The following is a 19,034-nucleotide window of genomic DNA, read 5'->3' on the forward strand; positions in this document are numbered from 1 at the left end:
AGGGCGGGCGGATGGCGCGACAGGTGAGGGGATGCGCCCCCTGCCTCTGCCGTCATCCCGGACTTGTTCCGGGATCCACTCGTCCGCGAGCGGAACGCCTTCCGAGTACGCGGACCGGTGGATTCCGGAACAGGTCCGGGATGACGGCGCGGGTTTCAGGATGCGGGAGAAAGACTCAGAGAAAGCGCGTCAGGACGCGCGCCCGCCGCCTTATCACCCCCCCGAGTCGCGCTCGATATCGGCCCCCACCGCCAACAGCTTCTCCTCGAGCCGCTCATAGCCGCGGTCGAGGTGGTAGACGCGCGCGACGCTGGTCTCGCCCTCCGCCACCAGCCCGGCGATGATCAGGCTCATCGAGGCGCGCAGGTCGGTCGCCATCACCGGCGCGCCGACCAGGCGATCGACCCCCTTCACCACCGCGGTGCGGCCGTGCACCTGGATGTCCGCCCCCATCCGCGCCAGCTCGGGCACGTGCATGTAGCGGTTCTCGAAGATCGTCTCGGTCAGCACGCTGGCGCCCTCGGCCTTGCACAGCATCGCCATGAACTGCGCCTGCATGTCGGTCGCGAAGCCCGGGTACGGCGCGGTGGAGAGCGTCAGCGGCGCCAGCTTGCCCTCGCTCGTCACCACGATCGAGTCGCGCCGCTCCTCGATCCCCACGCCCGCCGCGCGCAGCGCGTCCAGCGTCGCGCCCATGTCGGCGGCGTTGACGTTGGCGAGCTCGACCGTGCCGCCGGTCACCGCCGCGGCACAGGCGTAGCTGCCTGCCTCGATCCGGTCGGGCATCACGCCATACGTGGCGCCGTGCAGCTCGGCGACGCCCTCGATCTCGAGCGTCTCGGTGCCGATCCCCTCGATACGCGCGCCCATCGCGACGAGGCAGCGGCACAGGTCGACGATCTCGGGCTCGCGCGCGGCGTTCTCGATGCGGCTGCTGCCCCGCGCGGTCACCGCCGCCATCAGAACGTTCTCGGTCGCGCCCACCGACACGATCGGGAAGGTGTAGCGCCCGCCCTCGAGGCGGCCGCCCGGCGCGGTGGCGGTGACATAGCCGGCCGACATCTCCAGCTCGGCGCCGATCGCCTGGAGCGCCTTGAGGTGCAGGTCGATCGGGCGATTGCCGATGGCGCAGCCGCCCGGCAGCGAGACCCGCGCCTGCCCCGCGCGCGCCAGGATCGGGCCGAGCACCAGGATCGAGGCGCGCATCTTGCGCACGATGTCATAGGGCGCCTCGGTCGAGCTGAGCTGGCCGGCGCGGATCGTCATCACGCGGCCGAAATCCTCCGGCCGGCTGCCCTCGATCGTGGTCGAGGCGCCGAGCTGGTTGAGCAGATGGCCGAAGCCGTCGACGTCGGCGAGCCGCGGCAGGTTGCGCAGCGTCAGCGGCTCGTCGGTGAGCAGGGCGCAGGGCATCAGCGTCAGCGCGGCGTTCTTGGCGCCGGAGATGGGAAGACGACCGTTCAGGCGGTTACCGCCGCGGATAAGAATGCGATCCATCGCCCCGCTCTATCGAAGCCCCGCGCGGTCGCCAAGGATGAGCGAACATGGTGACCCCCGCGTGCGCTTGATCGGTTTTAATGCACGTTGGTCGATTGCCCGCGTAACGAACGCACAGATCAAGGGGATATCCACCGGGTGCCAGCGCGTAGCCTCGCCGACAGGATCGGCGACATGATAATCCTCACCGCGCCCGAGCGCGCGGCGCTAGACCAGCTGGGTGAGCGCGAGCGCACCGTCCGCAAGGGGATGACGCTGGTGCGGGAGAATGAACGCTCCACCGAGCTGTTCGCGCTGAAGAGCGGCATGCTGATCGCCTATGTTTTGCTGGACGACGGCAGCCGGCAGATCCTGCGCTTCATCTTCCCCGGCGACCTCACCGGCATGGCGGTGATCGCCTTTGGCAAGGCGCCGCACGCGCTCCTCGCGCTGGCGGACAGCGTGGTGGTGCCGATCGACCGCACGCAGGTAGCCGACATCGTCTTCCGCTTCCCCCGCGTCGCGCTGGCGCTCGCCGCGCTCGAGCAGGTCGAGCGCGCGACGCTGACCGATCGTCTCGCCGGTTTGGGTCGGATGTCGGCGCGCGCGCGCGTCGCGGCGGTGCTGCTCGACCTGCGCGACCGCATCCGCCGCCAGGACGAGAACACTGGCGACACCTTCGCGCTGGGGCTGACGCAGGAGGAGATCGGCGACGCCACCGGTCTCACCGCGGTGCACGTCAACCGCATGCTGCGCCAGCTCGAGGAGCAGGGACTGATCGCGCGCTCGGGCGGCCGGGTGACGCTGCTCGACGAAGCGCGGCTGATGCGCAGCGCCAACCACGTCGACCGGCTCGCCGCGGTCGACCTGAGCTGGTTGCCGGGGCCGAGCGGGGGGTAGCGCGGCGGCGGCGACGCTCGCTTGCCAGCTCTCTGCCGTCATCCTGAACTGGTTTCAGGATCCACTGTGCCGCGCGTTCAACGACCGTCGCGCTCGCAAAACAGTGGATGCTGACCCAAGTTCAGCATGACGTCAGCGAACGGAGCGAGGCCGTCTCGTCATAGTCCCCGCGCGTCGCGCTACCGCCGCACCCCGCTCGCCGCCAGCTCCGCGTCGATCGCCGCCACCAGCCGCGCCAGCCCCGCCTCGTCGCGCGCCTCGGCGCGCAGGGTCAGCGCCGCCTGAGTATTCGACGCGCGCAGCAGCCACCAGCCGTCGTCGACCGATACGCGCACGCCGTCGGTACGATCGACGCGCGCGGCAGCGGCGTCGAGCCGCGCCGCCACCTCGGCCACCACTGCGAGCTTGCGCGCCTCGTCGACCGGGACGCGCCACTCGGGCGTGGTGCAGCGCGGCGGCAGCGCGGCGCGCAGGTCCGCGAGCGGCTGACCCGCGCGCCGCACCGCGCGCAGCAGCCGCACCGCCGCGTACAGCGCGTCGTCGAAGCCGTAATAGCCGTGCGCGAAGAAGATGTGGCCCGACAGCTCGCCCGCGAGCGGCGCGCCCACTTCCTTCATCTTCGACTTCATCTCGCTATGGCCGGTGCGCCACATCAGCGCCTTGCCGCCCAGCGCGGCGATGCGGTCGAACAATGCGTCGCTCGATTTCACGTCGGCGACGATCGTCGCGCCGGGCAGCTCCTCGAGCAAGGGCGCGGCGAGCAGCGCGAGGATCTCGTCGCCCCACAGCACACGGCCCGCGGCGTCGACCGCGCCGATCCGGTCGCCGTCGCCGTCGAAGGCGAAGCCGAGGTCGAGCCTCTCGCGCGCGATCAGCGCCTTGAGGTCGGCGAGATTGGCCTCGACCGTCGGGTCGGGGTGATGGTGGGGGAAGTTGCCGTCGATCTCGCAGAACAGCAGGTGGTGCTCCCCCGGCAGGCGCGCGGTGAGCGCGCGCACCACCTCGCCCGCCGCGCCGCTGCCCGCGTCCCAGCCGACGCGGAGCGGCCGTCCCTCGCCGCGCTCCGGATCGCCCGCGAGCAGCCGGTCGACATAATCGGCGCGAACATCGCGCTCGCTCACCCTGCCCTGCCCGCTGGTCCAGTCGCCCGCCGCGGCGAGGCGCGCCAGGTCGGTGATGTCGTCGCCGAAGAAGCTGTCGCCACGGAGCACCAGCTTGAAACCGTTGTCGTCGCGCGGGTTGTGGCTGCCGGTCACCTGCACCCCGCCGTCGACCCCGAGCGTCGCCGCGGCATAATAGAGCATCGGCGATGGTCCCAGCCCGACCCGCACCACGTCGACGCCGCCCTCGCTCAAACCGCGCACAAGCGCCGCCTCGAGCGCGGGCGAGTGGGTGCGCCCGTCGTAACCGACCGCGACGCTGGTCCCGCCGGCGCGCCGCAGCCGCGTGGCGAAGCTGCGGCCGACGGCATAGGCGTCCGCGTCCGACAGGTTGGTGCCGACGGTGCCGCGCACGTCATATTCGCGCAGGATCACGGGGTCGAAGCGGTGGCTCATGCCGGCGATCCCGTCAGTCGCGGCGCAGGCGCGCGAGCAGCGTGTCGCGCGCGGCGTTGGCCTGGCGCGCGCGCTCGGGCGAGCCGCCGCGGTCCGGGTGGATCTCGGAGATGAGGCGACGATGCGCGGCACGGATCGCCGCCTCGTCGGCGTCGTGCGTGACGCCGAGCAGCGCCCGCGCCTCGGCCAGCGGCGAGCGCTGACGCTTGGGCGCCGGGCGGAGGAAGCGCCAGGCGGCGTAGACGATCGCGAGGAGGAGGAGCCACTTCAGCATAAGCGTGAGTCGGCGCCGGCGAGTGTCCAGTCCGGGCGGCGGGGTGCGAGGACCACCGATGACCCCGCCCTGCTCCCCCGCGAGGCGTCATCCTGAACTCGTTTCAGGATCGACCCGTCCGTGACTTCCGCCGCACCTGAGTACGCGGCACAGTGGTGCACGCGCGAGATCGTGTCCCCCGGAAACGATCTTGGCTCACCGGGGGTGAGCCAAAGCGCGTACACGAGACAAGTTCGGGATGACGGGGGGTGGTTGGAGAAGGCGCTCGCCTCATACGCCACGTGCTCCTGCGCACGCAGGAGCCTAGGGTCACGCAGCGTAGCGGTCGGCGCTCTGGGTTCCTGTCTCAGCAGGAACACGGCCTCTTCCCGCCCCCTCACGCGAACAGCGGCATCGTGGACTCGGGCAATGCCAGCGCGGCCATCATCTCGCGCAGCTCCTGGCGCGCGGCGACGTGGCTCAGCCCCATCCCGCCGAACGCCTTGGCGTCGAGCAGCGTCAGCCCCTTGGGAAAGAGCTCGCGGTAGATCACGCGCTCGCCCAGGCCCGGGATGATGCGGAAGCCGACGCGCCGGGCGAGCTGGTCGAGCGCCTCCGACACGCGGCGCATGTTGCGCGCCTCCAGATATTGCAGGCGGTTGCGCAGCACGACCCAGTCGATCGTGGTGCCGTCCTCGCGCGCGCGCGCCTTGCGCGCGTCCCAGATCAGCTCGGAGTAGAAGCTCGGCCGGGTGACCTTGTAGGTCTCGGGATCGACCTGTCCGATCAGGTCGAAGTCGACGAAACTGTCGTTCATCGGCGTCACCAGCGTGTTCGACAGCGCCGCCGCGAGCCGCGCCGCGGGGTCGTCGCGACCGGGCGTGTCGATCACCAGGAAGTCGTAGCCGTCGGTGAAGCGCTGGTAGAGCTCGGCGAAGATGCCGTCGGCGCGGCCGTCACCCGTGGCGTGATCGGGCAGCGGCAGGTCGATCGCCGAGCGCTGCACCGTCGACTCGCGGTTCTCGAGATAGCGGCCGAGCGTGCGCTGGCGATGGTCGAGGTCGATGCAGGCGACGCGCGCGCCCTTCGCCGCGAGCGCGATCGCGACATGGACCGCGGTGGTGCTCTTGCCCGTCCCGCCCTTCTCGTTGGCGAAGACGATGACGTGCGTGCGCCCGCCCGGCGCCCCCGCGCCCGGGCTATCGTCGTGCACGCCTGCAACGGTATCGGACAATTCGTCGCATCCCTGATTGATCGCGGTTCGTCGCGACCATAGAACCCGACGCCGCGAGTTTCGAGGGGTAACGGGTGGAGATATATCGGGAGCTCGCCGGGCTCCGCGCGGCGCTGGAAGCGGCGCGCGCGAGCGGCCGCGAGGTGGCGCTGGTGCCGACCATGGGGGCGCTGCACGCCGGCCATATCGCGCTGGTCGAGGCGGCGCGCCGGCCGGGCACGACGGTGGTGGCGTCGATCTTCGTCAATCCGCGCCAGTTCGGCGCGGGCGAGGACCTGTCGCGCTACCCGCGCAAGGAGACCAGCGACATCGCCATGCTGGGTGAGGCGGGCTGCGACCTGCTGTGGCTGCCGCCGGTGGAGCAGATGTACCCCGACGGCTTCGCCACGACCGTCTCGGTCAGCGGGGTGAGCGAGGGGCTCGACGGCGCGGCGCGGCCGGGTCATTTCGACGGCGTCGCCACCGTCGTCGCCAAGCTGTTCAACCAGGTATACCCGACGCGCGCCTATTTCGGCGAGAAGGACTTCCAGCAGCTCGCCGTGGTGCGCCGCATGGTGGCCGACCTCGACTTCGACGTCGAGATCACCGGCGTGCCGACCCAGCGCGAGGACGACGGGCTCGCGCTCTCGTCGCGCAACGTCTACCTCTCACCCGAGGAGCGCCAGAAGGCGGTGGCGCTGCCGCGCGCGCTTGGCATCGCGGCCCGCGCGATCCGCGGCGGCACCGACTCGGCCAAGGCGCTCGACGACGCCACCGCGACGCTGACCGCGGCGGGGTTCGAGGTCGACTATGTCGCGCTGGTCGACGCCGAGACGCTCTCGCCCGAGCCGGCGGCGGGTCGGCGGCGGCAACTGCTCGCGGCGGCCCGGCTCGGCAACACGCGGCTGATCGACAATCTCGCGGTCGATCCTGGATAAGTTCGACTGAAGTCGCATTAACCGATTAACCAATTAGAGACTCGAATCAGCGAAAACACCCTCATTCCAAGGATTAGAGGGGTAGTCCGAGATGCTGACCGATTTCGAGGGCGCGCTGCTCGCCCGCCGTACCGCCGAGGCGACCCGCGGCAACGAGGACGCCGCTTATGACCTGGGCGTGGCCTATTCGACCGGCACCGCCGGCGCGACGCTCGACCTGATCGAGGCGCACAAGTGGTTCAACCTCGCCGCCGCACGCGGCCATGAGGCGGCCGCCGCGGCGCGGGCCGAGGTGGCCGAGGACATGACCGCGCGCGAGATCGCGACCGCGCAGCGCGCCGCGCGCGACGTGCTCGCGCTGGGCACCCGCCGCGCCGCCTGAGCCACGCTGACCCGAGGCACCCGGTCGATAACGGCGCCGCGGCGACAGGCGTGATGCTCCTCCCCTGCCCTCTGCCGTCATCCTGAGCTCGTCTCAGGATCCACGGTCCCGCCTACCCAGCGGCGCGAGGAGAGCGCGGACGGGTGGATCCTGAAACGAGTTCAGGATGACGAATCGCGAGGTTGTGAGCCCTCTCAATCCTCCCCGGCACGGGGAGGTGGCAGCGCGAAGCGCTGACGGGAGGGGGCGCGCCGCGAGCGAGCCGGGTCGTGCGGGGCGAGCCCCCTCCACCACTCGCCTTCGGCGAGCGGTCCCCCTCCCCGCCTAGCGGGGAGGATCGGAGCGCTCCTACTTCTTCGCCGCCGCCTTCTTCGCCGGCGCCTTCTTGGCGGCAGCCTTTTTGGCCGGCGCCTTCGCGGCCCCCGCCTCCTTCGCCGCGGCCGGCTTCTTCGCCGACGCCTTCTTCTTGACCGGCTTCTTCGCCGGTGCCGCGGCGGCGCGGTCGTCGATCAGCTGCGCTGCCTCCTCCAGCGTCAGTTGATCGGGCGCGATCGTCTTGGGCAGGGTCGCGTTGGTGGTGCCGTCGGTCACGTACGGCCCGTAGCGCCCTTCCATCAGCCGCAGCTCGGCCTCGGTCCGCGGGTGCGCGCCCAGCACCTTGAGCGGCGCGCGCGCGGCGCCGCGCTGCGGCCGGCCGCCGCCGGCCGCCGCCTCGGCCAGCTTCACCACCGCCGCGTTCATGCCGGTCTCGAACACCTCGGCGGTCGACTGGAGCCGCGCATACTTGCCCTCGTGCACCAGATAGGGGCCGTAGCGCCCGATGCTAGCGGCGATGTCCTTGCCCGTCTCGGGGTGCTGGCCGATCACGCGCGGCAGGTTGAGCAGCTTGAGCGCCATCTCCAGGTCGAGCTCGGCGATGTCCTTGGGGATGGAGGCGCGCTTGGCGTCCTTGCCGTCGCCGAGCTGGATGTACGGACCGAACCGCCCCGACTTGCGCTCGACCGGCAGCCCCGTCTTCGGATCGTGGCCGAGCTGCTCGGGGGTCGCGTCCTCGGTCGCCTCGCCGCCCTGCGCGAAGCGGCGCGTGAACTTGCACTCGGGATAGTTGCTGCACGCGATGAACGCGCCGAACTTGCCGCCGCGCAGCGCCAGGCTGCCGACATGGCATGCCGGGCACAGCCGCGGGTCGGTACCGTCGGCCTTGTCGGGGAAGAGATAGGGCGCGAGGAATTGGTCGAGCTGCGCGGTGACCTCGCTCGGCTTCTGCTCCATCACCTCGGCGGTACGCGGCTTGAAGTCGCGCCAGAACGCCTCGAGCACCGCCTGCCACTGCGCGCGCCCGCCCGAGACGTCGTCCAGCTCCTCCTCGAGGCCCGCGGTGAAATCATAGCCGACGTAGCGCTCGAAGAAGCGCTCGAGGAAGGCGGTCACGAGCCGGCCGCTCTCCTCGGCGAAGAAGCGGTTCTTCTCGACGCGGACGTAGGCACGGTCCTTGAGCGTCTTGATGATCGAGGCATAGGTCGAGGGCCTGCCGATCCCCAGCTCCTCCATGCGCTTGACCAGCGACGCCTCGGAGAAGCGCGGCGGCGGCTGGGTGAAATGCTGCTCGGCCTCGACACCCTTCTTGGCGGGCGAGTCGCCCTCGCGCAGCCGCGGCAGGCGCCGGGCGTCCTCGTCCTGGCTATCATCTTGCCCCTCCTCGTAGAGCGCGAGATAGCCGGGGAAGAGCACCACCTGCCCGGTGGCGCGCAACACGTGGCGCCCGGTGCCGTCGGCGAGCTCCACCGTCGTGCGCTCCATCCGCGCCGAGGCCATCTGGCTCGCCAGCGCGCGCTTCCACACCAGGTCGTACAGCCGCGCGTGGTCGCCCGAGCCGACGCGGTCGCGCGAGAAGTCGGTCGGGCGGATCGCCTCGTGCGCTTCCTGCGCGTTCTTCGCCTTGGTCTGGTACATCCGCGGCGTGTCGGGGACGTAGCCGCCGTCGTAGCGCGCGGCGATCGCGGCGCGCGCGGCGGAGATGGCGCTGCCGTCCATCTGCACGCCGTCGGTCCGCATATAGGTGATCGCGCCGTCCTCGTAGAGCTGCTGCGCGATCCGCATCGTGTGGTCGGCCGAGAAGCCGAGCTTGCGCGCCGCCTCCTGCTGCAGCGTCGAGGTGGTGAAGGGCGGCGGCGGATTACGCGTCGCCGGCTTGGTCTCGACCGACTGGACCGAGAAGTTGCCGGCCTCGACGTCGGCCTTGGCGCGCAGCGCGTCGCCCTCGTTGCCGATCGAGAGCCGGTCGAGCTTCCTGCCCTCCCATTGCACCAGCCGCGCGACGAAGGGCGTCCCGTCATGCTCGAGGTTCGCCGTGACCGACCAATATTCCTGCGCGCGGAACGCCTCGATCTCGCGCTCGCGCGAGACGATCAGCCGCAGCGCGACCGACTGGACGCGCCCCGCCGACTTGGCGCCGGGCAGCTTGCGCCACAGCACCGGCGAGAGCGTGAAGCCGACGAGATAGTCGAGCGCGCGGCGCGCGCGATAGGCGTCGATCAGGTCGGTATCGAGCTGGCGCGGGTTGGCCATCGCCTGCGTCACCGCGGGCTTGGTGATCGCGTTGAAGGTGACTCGCTGGACGTCCTTGGGTAGCACCTTGCGCTTGGCCAGCACCTCCTGGACGTGCCACGAGATCGCCTCGCCCTCGCGATCCGGATCGGTCGCGAGGATCAGCCGGTCCGCGGTCTTGGCGAGATCGGCGATCGCCTTGAGCTGCTTGGCCTTGTCCGCGTAATTCTCCCATTCCATCGCGAACCCCTCGTCGGGGTTCACCGACCCGTCGCGCGGCGGCAGGTCGCGGATATGGCCGTAGCTCGCGAGCACGCGATAGTCGGAGCCGAGGTACTTTTCGATGGTCTTCGCCTTGGCGGGCGATTCGACGATGACGAGCTGCATAAGCGGTCGGTAGCGGTCCTTACGTGTACGCGCGAGGGTGGGTGGCCGGAACGGGCACGTCAAGCGAGGGGTAAATCCTTCCCGGCACGGGGAGGGGGACCGCCGCGCGCGGCGCGGTGGTGGAGGGGGCTCACCACGCAGCGCAACGCCCAGGGAAGCCTCCCTTCCCCACTCGCCTTTGGCGAGCGGTCCCCCTCCCCGCTCGCGGGGAGGATCTTAGCACCTCACCGCGTCGGCACCGGCGTCTCGCCGCCGTAATCGTAGAAACCGCGGCCGCTCTTGCGCCCGTACCAGCCCGCCTCGACGTACTTCACCAGCAGCGGCGCGGGGCGGAACTTGGGATCGCCGGTGCCCTCGAACAGCACGCGCGTGATCTCCAGGCAGGTGTCGAGCCCGATGAAGTCGGCCAGCGTCAGCGGCCCCATCGGATGGTTGAGCCCGAGCTGGCAGGCGGCGTCGATGTCGGGGATCGTCGCGACCCCCTCGCCCAGCGCGAACACCGCCTCGTTGATGTACGGCATCAGCACGCGGTTGACGATGAAGCCCGGCGCGTCGCTGGCGTGGACAACGCGCTTGCCCAGCCGCGCGGCGAAACGCTCGATCGCGGCGACGGTGGCGTCCGCGGTGGCGAGGCCGCGGATCACCTCGATCAGCCCCATGACCGGGACGGGATTGAAGAAGTGGACGCCGATGAAGCGCGCCGCGTCGGGCGCCGCCTGCGCCAGCCGCGTGATCGGGATCGACGAGGTGTTGGTCGCCAGGATCGCGTCCGCGCCCAGCACCTCGCCGACGCCGGCGAAGATCGCGCGCTTGATCTCCTCGCGCTCGGTCGCCGCCTCGATCACCAGCGCGCAGTCGGCCATCGCGTCATAGCCGGCCACCGGCTCGATCCGCGCGAGCGTGGCGTCGCGCGCGGTGGCGTCGATCTTCTCCTTGGCGACGTCGCGGTCCAGCCGCTTGGCGACGCCGTCGCGTCCCTTGGCGGCGCGCGCCTGATCGACGTCGGCGAGCAGCACGTGCGCGCCCGCCGCGGCGGCGACCTGCGCGATCCCCGCCCCCATCTGCCCCGCGCCGATCACGCCGATCCTGTCCATGTCCGTCTCCCGTGCGGCGCGTGCGCCCGTCCTATCGGCGCCGGCTCGACGGCCGTCGCTTCTCGGCGAGCGCTGTAGCGGCAGGTGAGCAGGAGGTGAAGCGGCGCGGCGTACCATGCCGCCGCTTCTGCTAAGGTGAAGCCGGACCGTGCTCCGGCGAACGCCGGAGCCCAGGGTTGCAGGGACGACGCTCGTGGCCCTGGGCTCCTGCTTGCGCAGGAGCACGGTAGCGACACAAAGGACTGGATCAGGTTATCACGGAAGACGCGACCCCGCCGACGTAGAGCGGGGTCGCGCCGTCAGCTCAGGCGGACAGCTTCTGGCTGAACGCGTCGGCCGGCTTGAGCTGGTCGATGCGGTCGGCGTTCATCACCTTGTCCCACGCCTTGACGAAGTCGCGGACCATCTTCTCCTTCGAGTCCGACTGGGCATAGACCTCGGCCTGGGCGCGCAGCTCGGACTGCGAGCCGAAGATCAGGTCGACGCGGGTGGCGGTCCAGGTCGGCGCCTTGGTCTTGCGGTTCAGGCCCTGGAAGCGGTTGTTCGACTCGGTCGCGACCCACTCATTCTCCATCGTCAGCAGGTTGACGAAGAAGTCGTTGCTCAGCACGCCGACGCGGTCGGTGAACACGCCCTCCTTGGCGCCGAAGGCGTTGGCGCCGAGCACGCGCAGCCCGCCGACCAGCACGGTCATCTCCGGCGCGGTCAGCCGCATCAGCTGTGCCTTGTCGACCAGCGCCTCCTCCGGAGCCATGAAGGCGCCGTCCCAGTAATAGTTGCGGAAGCCGTCGGCCATCGGCTTGAGCGCCTGGAACGAGTGGGCGTCGGTCCACTCCTCGCTGGCGTCCATGCGGCCGGGGGTGAACGGCACCTCGACGTCGACGCCGCCGTCACGCGCCGCCTTCTCGACCGCAGCGGTGCCCGCCAGCACGATCAGGTCGGCGATCGACACCTTCTTGCCGCCGGTGGCAGCGGCGTCGAACTCGGCCTTGACCTGCTCCAGCTTGGGCAGGACCTGCGCCAGCAGCGCGGGATCGTTGACGTCCCAGTCCTTCTGCGGCGCGAAGCGGATCCGCGCGCCATTGGCACCGCCGCGCTTGTCCGAGCCGCGGAAGGTCGAGGCCGAGGCCCAGGCCACCGACACCAGCTGCGGCACGGTGAAGCCGAGCCCAAGCAGCTTGGACTTGAGCTCGGCGATCTCGCCCGCCTCGATCACGGGATGGTCGAGCGCCGGGATCGGGTCCTGCCAGATCAGCACCTCCTGCGGCACGAGCTTGCCGAGGTAGCGCTCGCGCGGCCCCATGTCGCGGTGGGTCAGCTTGAACCAGGCGCGCGCGAAGGCATCGGCGAACTCGTCCGGATTCTCGAGGAAGCGGCGCGAGATCTTCTCATAGGCGGGGTCCGCTCGGAGCGCGATGTCCGAGGTGAGCATCGTCGGGCGGTGCTTCCTGTTCGGATCGAACGCGTCGGGCACGTCCTCGGGGGCGTCCTTGGCGATCCACTGGTGCGCGCCCGCGGGGCTCTTGGTCAGCTCCCATTCGAAGCCGAACAGATTCTCGAAATAGCGGTTCGACCATTGCGTCGGCGTCTGGCTCCACGTCACCTCGAGCCCTGAGGTGATCGCGTGCGCGCCGACGCCGCTCTCGAACTTGCTGCGCCAGCCGAGCCCCTGGTCCTCGATCACCGCGCCCTCGGGCTCCGCACCGATGAACGACGGGTCGCCCGCGCCGTGCGTCTTGCCGAAGGTGTGGCCGCCCGCGATCAGCGCGACCGTCTCCTCGTCGTTCATCGCCATGCGGCCGAACGTCTCGCGGATGTCGTGCGCCGAGCGCGCCGGGTCGGGCTCGCCGTTGGGCCCCTCGGGGTTGACGTAGATGAGGCCCATCTGCACCGCGCCGAGCCCGGGGTGGAGCTGGCGCTCGCCCGAGTAGCGCTCGTCGCCGAGCCACGTGCCCTCGGGGCCCCAGAACAGCTCCTCGGGCTCCCAGGTGTCGGCGCGGCCGCCGGCGAAGCCGAAGGTCTTGAACCCCATCGACTCGAGCGCGGCATTGCCGACGAGCACGAACAGGTCGGCCCAGCTCAGCGCGTTGCCGTACTTCTGCTTGATCGGCCACAGCAGGCGGCGGCCCTTGTCGAGGCTGGCATTGTCGGGCCAGGAGTTGAGCGGAGCGAAGCGCTGCTGCCCGCCGCCCGCGCCGCCGCGCCCGTCGGTGATGCGATAGGTGCCCGCCGAATGCCAGGCGAGCCGGATGAACAGGCCGCCGTAGTGGCCGAAGTCCGCGGGCCACCAGTCCTGCGAGTCGGTCATCAGCGCCTTGAGATCGGCCATCACCGCGTCGAGATCGAGCGTCGCGAACGCCGCGGCATAGTCGAAGTCGGCGCCGAGCGGGTTGGAGCGCGGCGAATGCTGGTTGAGCGCGGTGAGGCTGAGCCCCTCCGGCCACCATTCGCGATTGCCCTGGCGCTTCGAGCGATTGCCCCCGCCGTGCCCGACCACCGGGCAGCCGCCGCCTACTTCGCCCGTCTTCGCGTCCATGCTCGCTCTCCTCAGTCGTGGCCCGCGCGCTCGTGCGCGGCGGTACGCCACCGTTAATGGCGGGATAGGACGTTCCGATGACGCGAGTAAAATCGATTAAAGGCGTGACTTTGACGGAGTGGGTCGATCAGTGACGCAGTCCTCCCCGCATGGCGGGGAGGTGGCAGCGCGAAGCGCTGACGGAGGGGGCTCTCCACCAACGCTTCGGCTCGTGTGCGGCGAGCCCCCTCCACCACCGGCCTGCGGCCGGCGGTCCCCCTCCCCGTGCCGGGGAGGAATTTGCGCCCCCGCACCCCATTGCATCGCCCCGCACATGCCGTCACCACGCGCGGCATGACCGCGCTCTCGCCCCCGCCCGCCGACCTGCTCGACGGCGCCAGCCTCTTCCTCGACTTCGACGGCACCCTGGTCGAGATCGCCGATACCCCCGACGCGGTCGCGGTCGCGCCGCACGTGCCGTCGCTGCTCGCACGCCTCATCGACGCGCTCGACGGGCGCGTCGCGATCGTCAGCGGGCGGCCGGTGGCGGAGGTGCGTGCCCTGCTCGCCCCCGCACTGCTCACCGTCGCCGGCAGCCACGGGCTGGAGATCGCGGGCGCCGACGGCGGCTGCTACGCCCCCGAGCGTCCGCCCGCGCTCGACCAGGCGCTCGCCGCCGCGCGCGCTCTCGCCGCGCAGCACCCCGGCGTGCTGATCGAGGACAAGCCCTTCGGCGTCGGCCTCCACTATCGTCAGGCTACCGACGCGCAGGCCGCGGTCACCGCGCTCGCCGACGAACTCGCCGCGACGCACGGTCTCATGGTGCAGCACGGCAAGATGGTGGCCGAGCTGCGCCTGCGCGGGCGCGACAAGGGCAGCGCGGTGGACCTGCTGATGGCGGAACCCGCGCGGCGCCACACGCGTCCTGTGTTCATGGGGGACGACGTGACCGACGAGGCGGGCTTCGCCGCCGCGCGTGCCCTGGGCGGCGCGGGCGTGCTCGTGGGCCCGGCGCGCGACACCGCCGCCGCCTATCGGCTCGACGACGTCGCCGCCGCGCTCGCCTGGCTCGCCGCTGCCTGTCCCTCCCCTCACCCGACGGAGACATGATGACCAACCTCGACCTGTGGCCGATCGGCAATTGCCAGGTGAGCGCGCTGGTGGACCGGCAGGGGCGCTTCGTCTGGGGCTGCGTGCCGCGCGTCGACGGTGACCCGCTCTTCTCGTCGCTGCTCGGCGGCGAGGCGCCCGACAGCGGCTATTGGGGCATCGAGATCGAGGACAGCGTCTCGGTCGAGCAGGAATATATCCGCAACACCCCGATCCTGGTCACGCGCCACGTGGACAGCCACGGCGGCGCGATCGAGGTGATCGACTTCTGTCCGCGCTTCCAGCGCGAGGGGCGCACCTATCGCCCGGTCGGCTACGCACGGATCATCCGCCCCGTCGCGGGCAGCCCGCGCGTGCGGGTGAAGCTGCGCCCCACCTGCGGCTGGGGCGGCGGCTGCCGCGAGCAGATCGGCGGCTCCAACCACCTGCGGCTGCTGCTCGACACGATCGCGCTGCGGCTCACCACCACCGCGCCGATCGCGATGGTGCAGGGCGAGCACGCCTTCCGCGTCGAGCGCCCGCTCCACTTCTTCCTCGGGCCGGACGAGAGCTTCCAGGGCGATCTCGCCAGCACCGTCGACCTGATGCTCTACCGCACCACGCAGGAGTGGCAGGGCTGGGTGCGCGGGCTCGCCGTGCCGCTGGAGTGGCAGGAGACGGTGATCCGCTGCGCGATCACGCTCAAACTGTGCCAGCACGAGGAGACCGGCGCGATCGTCGCGGCGCTGACCACCTCGGTGCCCGAGCACGCCGGGTCGCAGCGCAACTGGGACTATCGTTACTGCTGGATCCGCGACGCTTATTACACCGTGCAGGCGCTCAACCGGCTCGGCGCCCTCGACGTGCTGGAGGGCTATCTCGGCTACCTCCGCAACATCGTCGACGCGGCGCGCGGCGGGCATATCCAGCCGCTGTACGGCGTGCTCGGCGAGGCCGAGCTGCCGGAGCGGATCGAGGAGCAGCTCGCCGGCTATCGCGGCATGGGGCCGGTGCGCGTCGGCAACCAGGCGGCCGAGCAGATCCAGCACGACGCCTATGGCCAGATCGTGCTCTGCTCGGTCCACGCCTTCTTCGACCATCGCCTGTTCCGGCTGAGCGGCGTCGAGGATTTCGAGGCGCTGGAGCGAGTCGGCGAGCGCGCCTGGGCCTATTACGACCAGCCCGACGCGGGCCTGTGGGAGCTGCGCACGCGCCAGAGCGTCCACACCTACTCCAGCGCGATGTGCTGGGCGGCGTGCGACCGGCTCGCCAACGCCGCCGAGCGGCTCGGGCTGGCCGAGCGCCAGGCGGTCTGGGCCGAGCGCGCGCAGGTGATCCGCGACCGCATCGAGAGCGCCGCCTGGCGCGAGGAGACGCGGCGCATGTCCGCCACCTTCGCGGGCGACGACCTCGACGCCAGCGTGCTCCAGCTGCTCGACCTGCGCTTCCTCGAGGCGGACGATCCACGCTTCCTCGACACGCTCTCCGCGATCGAGACGGGCCTGCGGCGCGGCTCGACCATGTTGCGCTACGACACCGAGGACGATTTCGGCCTGCCCGAGACCGCGTTCAACGTCTGTACCTTCTGGCTGATCGAGGCGCTGTACCTCACCGGCCGCAGCGACGAGGCACGCGCCCTGTTCGAGGAAATGCTGACTCGCTGCACCGCGGCCGGGCTGCTCTCCGAGGACATCGATCCCCACAGTGGGGAACTGTGGGGCAACTATCCGCAGACCTATTCGCTGGTCGGCATGATCAATTGCGCCGCCATGCTGAGCAAACCGTGGAGTAGTATCCGTTGAGTCGACTGATCGTCATCTCGAACCGTGTCACCGCTCCAAAGGGCTCGACCTCGGGCGCGCAGGGCGGGCTGGCGGTGGCGATGGCGGCGGCGCTGCGCGACCGCGGCGGGCTGTGGTTCGGCTGGTCGGGCGAGCAGACCGACCATTTCACCGGCCACATCAACTTCCAGCGCAACCAGGGCGTGACCACCGCGACGGTCGACCTGGAGGAGCAGGACGTCCAAGAATATTACGACGGCTACGCCAACCGCACGCTGTGGCCGCTGTTCCACTATCGCATCGACCTGGCGGAATATGAGCGCGAGTTCGCCGGCGGCTACCAGCGCACCAACCAGCGTTTCGCCGACACCGTCCGCCCGCTGATCGAGCCCGACGACCTGGTGTGGATCCAGGACTATCACATGTTCCCGCTCGGCGCCGAGCTGCGCCAGCGCGGCTGCCGCAACAAGATCGGCTTCTTCCTCCACATTCCCTGGCCGCCGCGCCGGCTGCTCGGCACCCTGCCCAACGCGCAGGAGCTGGTGGAGACCTTGTTCGCCTATGACCTGATCGGCTTCCACACCGCGGAGTGGCTCGACTCGTTCCGCGACTTCGCGGTGCACGACATGGGCGCCACCGTCGACGAGGACGGCATCGCCCGGCTGGGCGACCGCTGCGTCAAGCTGGTCGCCTGCCCGATCGGGATCGACGCCGCCGAGTTCGCCGAGATGTCGAAGGGCGTCGCGGCGCGGCTCGCCTATCGGCGCATGCGCGACAGCGCGACCGGACGCGACATGATCGTCGGCGTCGACCGGCTCGACTATTCCAAGGGACTGGAGGAGCGCTTCCTCGGCTATGAGCGCTTCCTGATCGAGCATCCCGAGGAGCGCAAGGAGGTGTTCCTCCTCCAGGTGGCGCCGCCGAGCCGCGTCTCCGTGGAAAGCTACCAGCGCATCCGCACCTCGCTCGAGCAGATCTCGGGGCGGATCAACGGCGAATATGCCGACGTCGACTGGGTGCCGATCCGCTACGTCAACCAGGGCTATCCGCGCGACCAGCTCGCCGGCATCTACCGCGCCGCCAAGATCGGACTGGTGACCCCGCTGCGCGACGGCATGAACCTGGTGGCGAAGGAATATGTCGCCGCGCAGGACCCGGCCGACCCCGGCGTGCTGGTGCTGTCGCGCTTCGCCGGCGCAGCCGAGCAGATGCCCGAGGCGCTGCTGGTGAACCCGTATAGCGCGGAGGAGGTGTCCGACGCGATCTGGCAGGCGCTGCGCATGCCGCGCGACGAGCGCGTGCGCCGCTGGGAGGCGCTGATGGAAGGCGTCCAGTCGCAGGACGTGACCTGGTGGGCGAGCGAGTTCCTCGGCGCGCTGGAGCGGGTCGAGATGAAGGAGCGAGCGGCGTAGCGCCACCGACGCGATTCTCCTCCCCACCCCGGGTCAGACACGCCGCTGCACCGCGCGCCGCTGCACTAGGATAGTGAAAGGGGTCGGGAGGGGGCAGCATCAACGTGCGCAGCTGGACATCGGGCCGTCGCGGCCAATCCACCGCCGAACTCTATTTCGAGGCGTCGCCCGAGGCGATCTACATCGTGCAGGACGGCCGTTACGTCGACTGCAATCCGGCCACGCTCCGCCTGTTCGGCCGCACGCGCGAGGAATTCATCGGTCAGCCGCTGGGGCTCACCTCGCCCGAGCTGCAGGCCGACGGCGAGCCGACCAAGGCCGCGGTCGGCGCGCTCATGAAGGAGGCGCAGCGCGCCGGCGTGGCCCGCATGCCGTTCCGCGGATTGCGCAAGGACGGAACGCAATTCCCGGCGCTCGTCTCGCTCTTCCTGGCCCAGCGCCACGGCCGGCCGGCGATGATCGTGACCTGCATCGACATCAGCGAGATCGACGCGCTGATCGGCGCGATCACGGCCGGCCTCGCGCGGCTGGCCGGCGGCGACCTCAGCCAGCCGATCGCGACCGCGCTGTCGGAGCGCTACGAGCCGGTACGCGCCGCGTATAATCAGGTGCTGGTCGATCTCCGCGCGATCGTCACCGCGGTGCGCGAGCGGGCCAGCGCGATCGAGGCGGAGACGCAGGTGATCCGCGCCGGCGCCGAGTCGCTCGCCGAGCGGACCGAGCGCCAGGCCGCCGCGCTGGAGCAGAGCGCCGCCGCCTTGCAGGAGCTCACCCGCGATGTCGCCGCCGCGGCGGAGGACGGCACGCGCGCCGATCAGCTCGCCGCCGAGGCGAGCGCGGCGGCCGCGGCGAGCGGCGACGTGGCGCAGCGCGCGATCGCGGCGATGCACGGCATCGAGCGCAGCGGCGCCGAGATCGGCGAGATCATCGCGCTGATCGACGGCATCGCCTTCCAGACCAACCTGCTCGCGCTCAACGCGGGCGTGGAGGCGGCGCGTGCGGGCGACGCCGGCCGCGGTTTCGCGGTGGTGGCGCAGGAGGTGCGCGCCCTGGCGCAGCGCTCGGCCGAGGCGGCGCGTGAGGTGAAGGCGCGCGTCGGCGCGGTCGGGGGCGAGATCGCCACGGGGGTGCGGCTGGTCGGCGAGACCGACGCCGCGCTGCGCCACATCCTGACGCGCGTGGACGACGCCCGCGCGCTGGTCGCGCGCGTCGCCGACAGCGGGCGCAAGCAGGCGGCGGGGCTCGGGCAGGTCAATGCCGCGGTGAGCGAGATGAGCCGGATGACGCAGGACAATGCCGCGATGGCGCAGCAGACCGACGCCGCCTCGATCGACCTGGCCGAGCGCGCCGCCGACCTCGGCCACCAGCTCGCGCGCTTCCGGCTCGAACGCGCGGCGCGACCCTCGCCTGCCCCACCGCGGCGCGCGACCCTGACGCGCCACGGGAGCTGAGGTTCGCCGCAGCGCGCGATCGGCCGCGACATCACGGGCG

The 19,034-nt window shown here is 70.9% G+C and carries 14 protein-coding genes; 7 read left to right on the forward strand and 7 right to left on the reverse strand.

Going from position 1 to position 19,034, the window contains the following annotated elements; genetic code table 11:
• Positions 1–213 precede the first annotated feature (213 nt).
• Positions 214–1,497 (reverse strand): UDP-N-acetylglucosamine 1-carboxyvinyltransferase, encoded by a 1,284-nt coding sequence (gene murA, locus FHY02_RS09740; protein ID WP_183921733.1) that lies wholly within the window; start codon positions 1,495–1,497, stop codon positions 214–216.
• Positions 1,498–1,635: 138 nt separating this feature from the next.
• Here murA and FHY02_RS09745 point away from each other — a divergent pair, with 138 nt between their 5' ends.
• Positions 1,636–2,376, forward strand: a complete 741-nt coding sequence (locus FHY02_RS09745; RefSeq protein WP_311721291.1) for a Crp/Fnr family transcriptional regulator — start codon at positions 1,636–1,638, stop codon at positions 2,374–2,376.
• 179 nt (positions 2,377–2,555) lie between these two features.
• Here the strand turns inward: FHY02_RS09745 and pgmG are convergent, their stop codons facing one another.
• The 3 genes from pgmG to FHY02_RS09760 all read right to left on the reverse strand — a co-directional run bounded on the left by pgmG (position 2,556) and on the right by FHY02_RS09760 (position 5,398).
• Positions 2,556–3,932, reverse strand: a complete 1,377-nt coding sequence (gene pgmG / locus FHY02_RS09750) for a phosphoglucomutase/phosphomannomutase PgmG (RefSeq protein WP_183921734.1) — start codon at positions 3,930–3,932, stop codon at positions 2,556–2,558.
• Between the two features lie 13 nt (positions 3,933–3,945).
• Positions 3,946–4,206: a J domain-containing protein gene (locus tag FHY02_RS09755; RefSeq protein WP_183921735.1), complete on the reverse strand. Its 261-nt coding sequence runs from the start codon at positions 4,204–4,206 to the stop codon at positions 3,946–3,948.
• Positions 4,207–4,582: 376 nt separating this feature from the next.
• The gene (locus tag FHY02_RS09760; protein WP_183921736.1) at positions 4,583–5,398 is read right to left on the reverse strand and encodes a division plane positioning ATPase MipZ; all 816 of its coding nucleotides are present in this window, start codon (positions 5,396–5,398) and stop codon (positions 4,583–4,585) included.
• 95 nt (positions 5,399–5,493) lie between these two features.
• On the opposite strand from FHY02_RS09760, the gene panC reads away from it, so the two are divergent.
• Positions 5,494–6,336, forward strand: a complete 843-nt coding sequence (panC, locus tag FHY02_RS09765; protein WP_183921737.1) for a pantoate--beta-alanine ligase — start codon at positions 5,494–5,496, stop codon at positions 6,334–6,336.
• A 91-nt stretch (positions 6,337–6,427) separates the two neighbouring features.
• Positions 6,428–6,718, forward strand: a complete 291-nt coding sequence (locus FHY02_RS09770; RefSeq protein WP_183921738.1) for an SEL1-like repeat protein — start codon at positions 6,428–6,430, stop codon at positions 6,716–6,718.
• A 348-nt stretch (positions 6,719–7,066) separates the two neighbouring features.
• Here FHY02_RS09770 and topA read toward each other — a convergent pair whose 3' ends face one another.
• The 3 genes from topA to katG all read right to left on the reverse strand — a co-directional run bounded on the left by topA (position 7,067) and on the right by katG (position 13,282).
• Positions 7,067–9,652, reverse strand: coding sequence for a type I DNA topoisomerase (topA, locus tag FHY02_RS09775; protein WP_183921739.1), 2,586 nt, complete (start codon positions 9,650–9,652; stop codon positions 7,067–7,069).
• A 224-nt stretch (positions 9,653–9,876) separates the two neighbouring features.
• The gene (locus FHY02_RS09780) at positions 9,877–10,746 is read right to left on the reverse strand and encodes a 3-hydroxybutyryl-CoA dehydrogenase (protein ID WP_183921740.1); all 870 of its coding nucleotides are present in this window, start codon (positions 10,744–10,746) and stop codon (positions 9,877–9,879) included.
• Positions 10,747–11,050: 304 nt separating this feature from the next.
• Positions 11,051–13,282, reverse strand: a complete 2,232-nt coding sequence (gene katG, locus FHY02_RS09785; protein WP_183921741.1) for a catalase/peroxidase HPI — start codon at positions 13,280–13,282, stop codon at positions 11,051–11,053.
• 333 nt (positions 13,283–13,615) lie between these two features.
• Here katG and otsB point away from each other — a divergent pair, with 333 nt between their 5' ends.
• The 4 genes from otsB (at position 13,616) to FHY02_RS09805 (ending at position 18,994) form a co-directional block, all read left to right on the forward strand.
• The gene (otsB, locus tag FHY02_RS09790) at positions 13,616–14,371 is read left to right on the forward strand and encodes a trehalose-phosphatase (RefSeq protein WP_183921742.1); all 756 of its coding nucleotides are present in this window, start codon (positions 13,616–13,618) and stop codon (positions 14,369–14,371) included.
• A complete protein-coding gene (locus FHY02_RS09795) occupies positions 14,371–16,152 on the forward strand; it encodes a glycoside hydrolase family 15 protein (RefSeq protein WP_183921743.1) in 1,782 nt (593 codons plus the stop codon). Before otsB ends, FHY02_RS09795 begins: the two co-directional genes overlap by 1 nt.
• Positions 16,149–17,543 (forward strand): trehalose-6-phosphate synthase, encoded by a 1,395-nt coding sequence (locus tag FHY02_RS09800; protein ID WP_183921744.1) that lies wholly within the window; start codon positions 16,149–16,151, stop codon positions 17,541–17,543. The genes FHY02_RS09795 and FHY02_RS09800 overlap by 4 nt, the downstream gene beginning before the upstream one ends.
• A 104-nt stretch (positions 17,544–17,647) precedes the next feature.
• On the forward strand, positions 17,648–18,994 hold the full coding sequence (locus FHY02_RS09805) for a methyl-accepting chemotaxis protein (protein ID WP_183921745.1): 1,347 nt from the start codon (positions 17,648–17,650) through the stop codon (positions 18,992–18,994).
• The last annotated feature ends 40 nt before the right edge of the window (positions 18,995–19,034 follow it).

The sequence above is a fragment of the Sphingomonas sp. BK069 genome (assembly GCF_014193405.1).
GTDB lineage: Bacteria > Pseudomonadota > Alphaproteobacteria > Sphingomonadales > Sphingomonadaceae > Sphingomonas.

Bases quoted from the DNA above. Each gene is read 5' to 3' on its own strand.
- murA (WP_183921733.1), bottom strand. From the start codon at position 1,497: ATGGATCGCATTCTTATCCGCGGCGGTAACCGCCTGAACGGTCGTCTT.
- FHY02_RS09755 (WP_183921735.1), bottom strand. From the start codon at position 4,206: ATGCTGAAGTGGCTCCTCCTCCTCGCGATCGTCTACGCCGCCTGGCGC.
- FHY02_RS09770 (WP_183921738.1), top strand. From the start codon at position 6,428: ATGCTGACCGATTTCGAGGGCGCGCTGCTCGCCCGCCGTACCGCCGAG.
- katG (WP_183921741.1), bottom strand. From the start codon at position 13,282: ATGGACGCGAAGACGGGCGAAGTAGGCGGCGGCTGCCCGGTGGTCGGG.
- pgmG (WP_183921734.1), bottom strand. From the start codon at position 3,932: ATGAGCCACCGCTTCGACCCCGTGATCCTGCGCGAATATGACGTGCGC.
- FHY02_RS09795 (WP_183921743.1), top strand. From the start codon at position 14,371: ATGACCAACCTCGACCTGTGGCCGATCGGCAATTGCCAGGTGAGCGCG.
- otsB (WP_183921742.1), top strand. From the start codon at position 13,616: ATGACCGCGCTCTCGCCCCCGCCCGCCGACCTGCTCGACGGCGCCAGC.
- topA (WP_183921739.1), bottom strand. From the start codon at position 9,652: ATGCAGCTCGTCATCGTCGAATCGCCCGCCAAGGCGAAGACCATCGAA.
- FHY02_RS09780 (WP_183921740.1), bottom strand. From the start codon at position 10,746: ATGGACAGGATCGGCGTGATCGGCGCGGGGCAGATGGGGGCGGGGATC.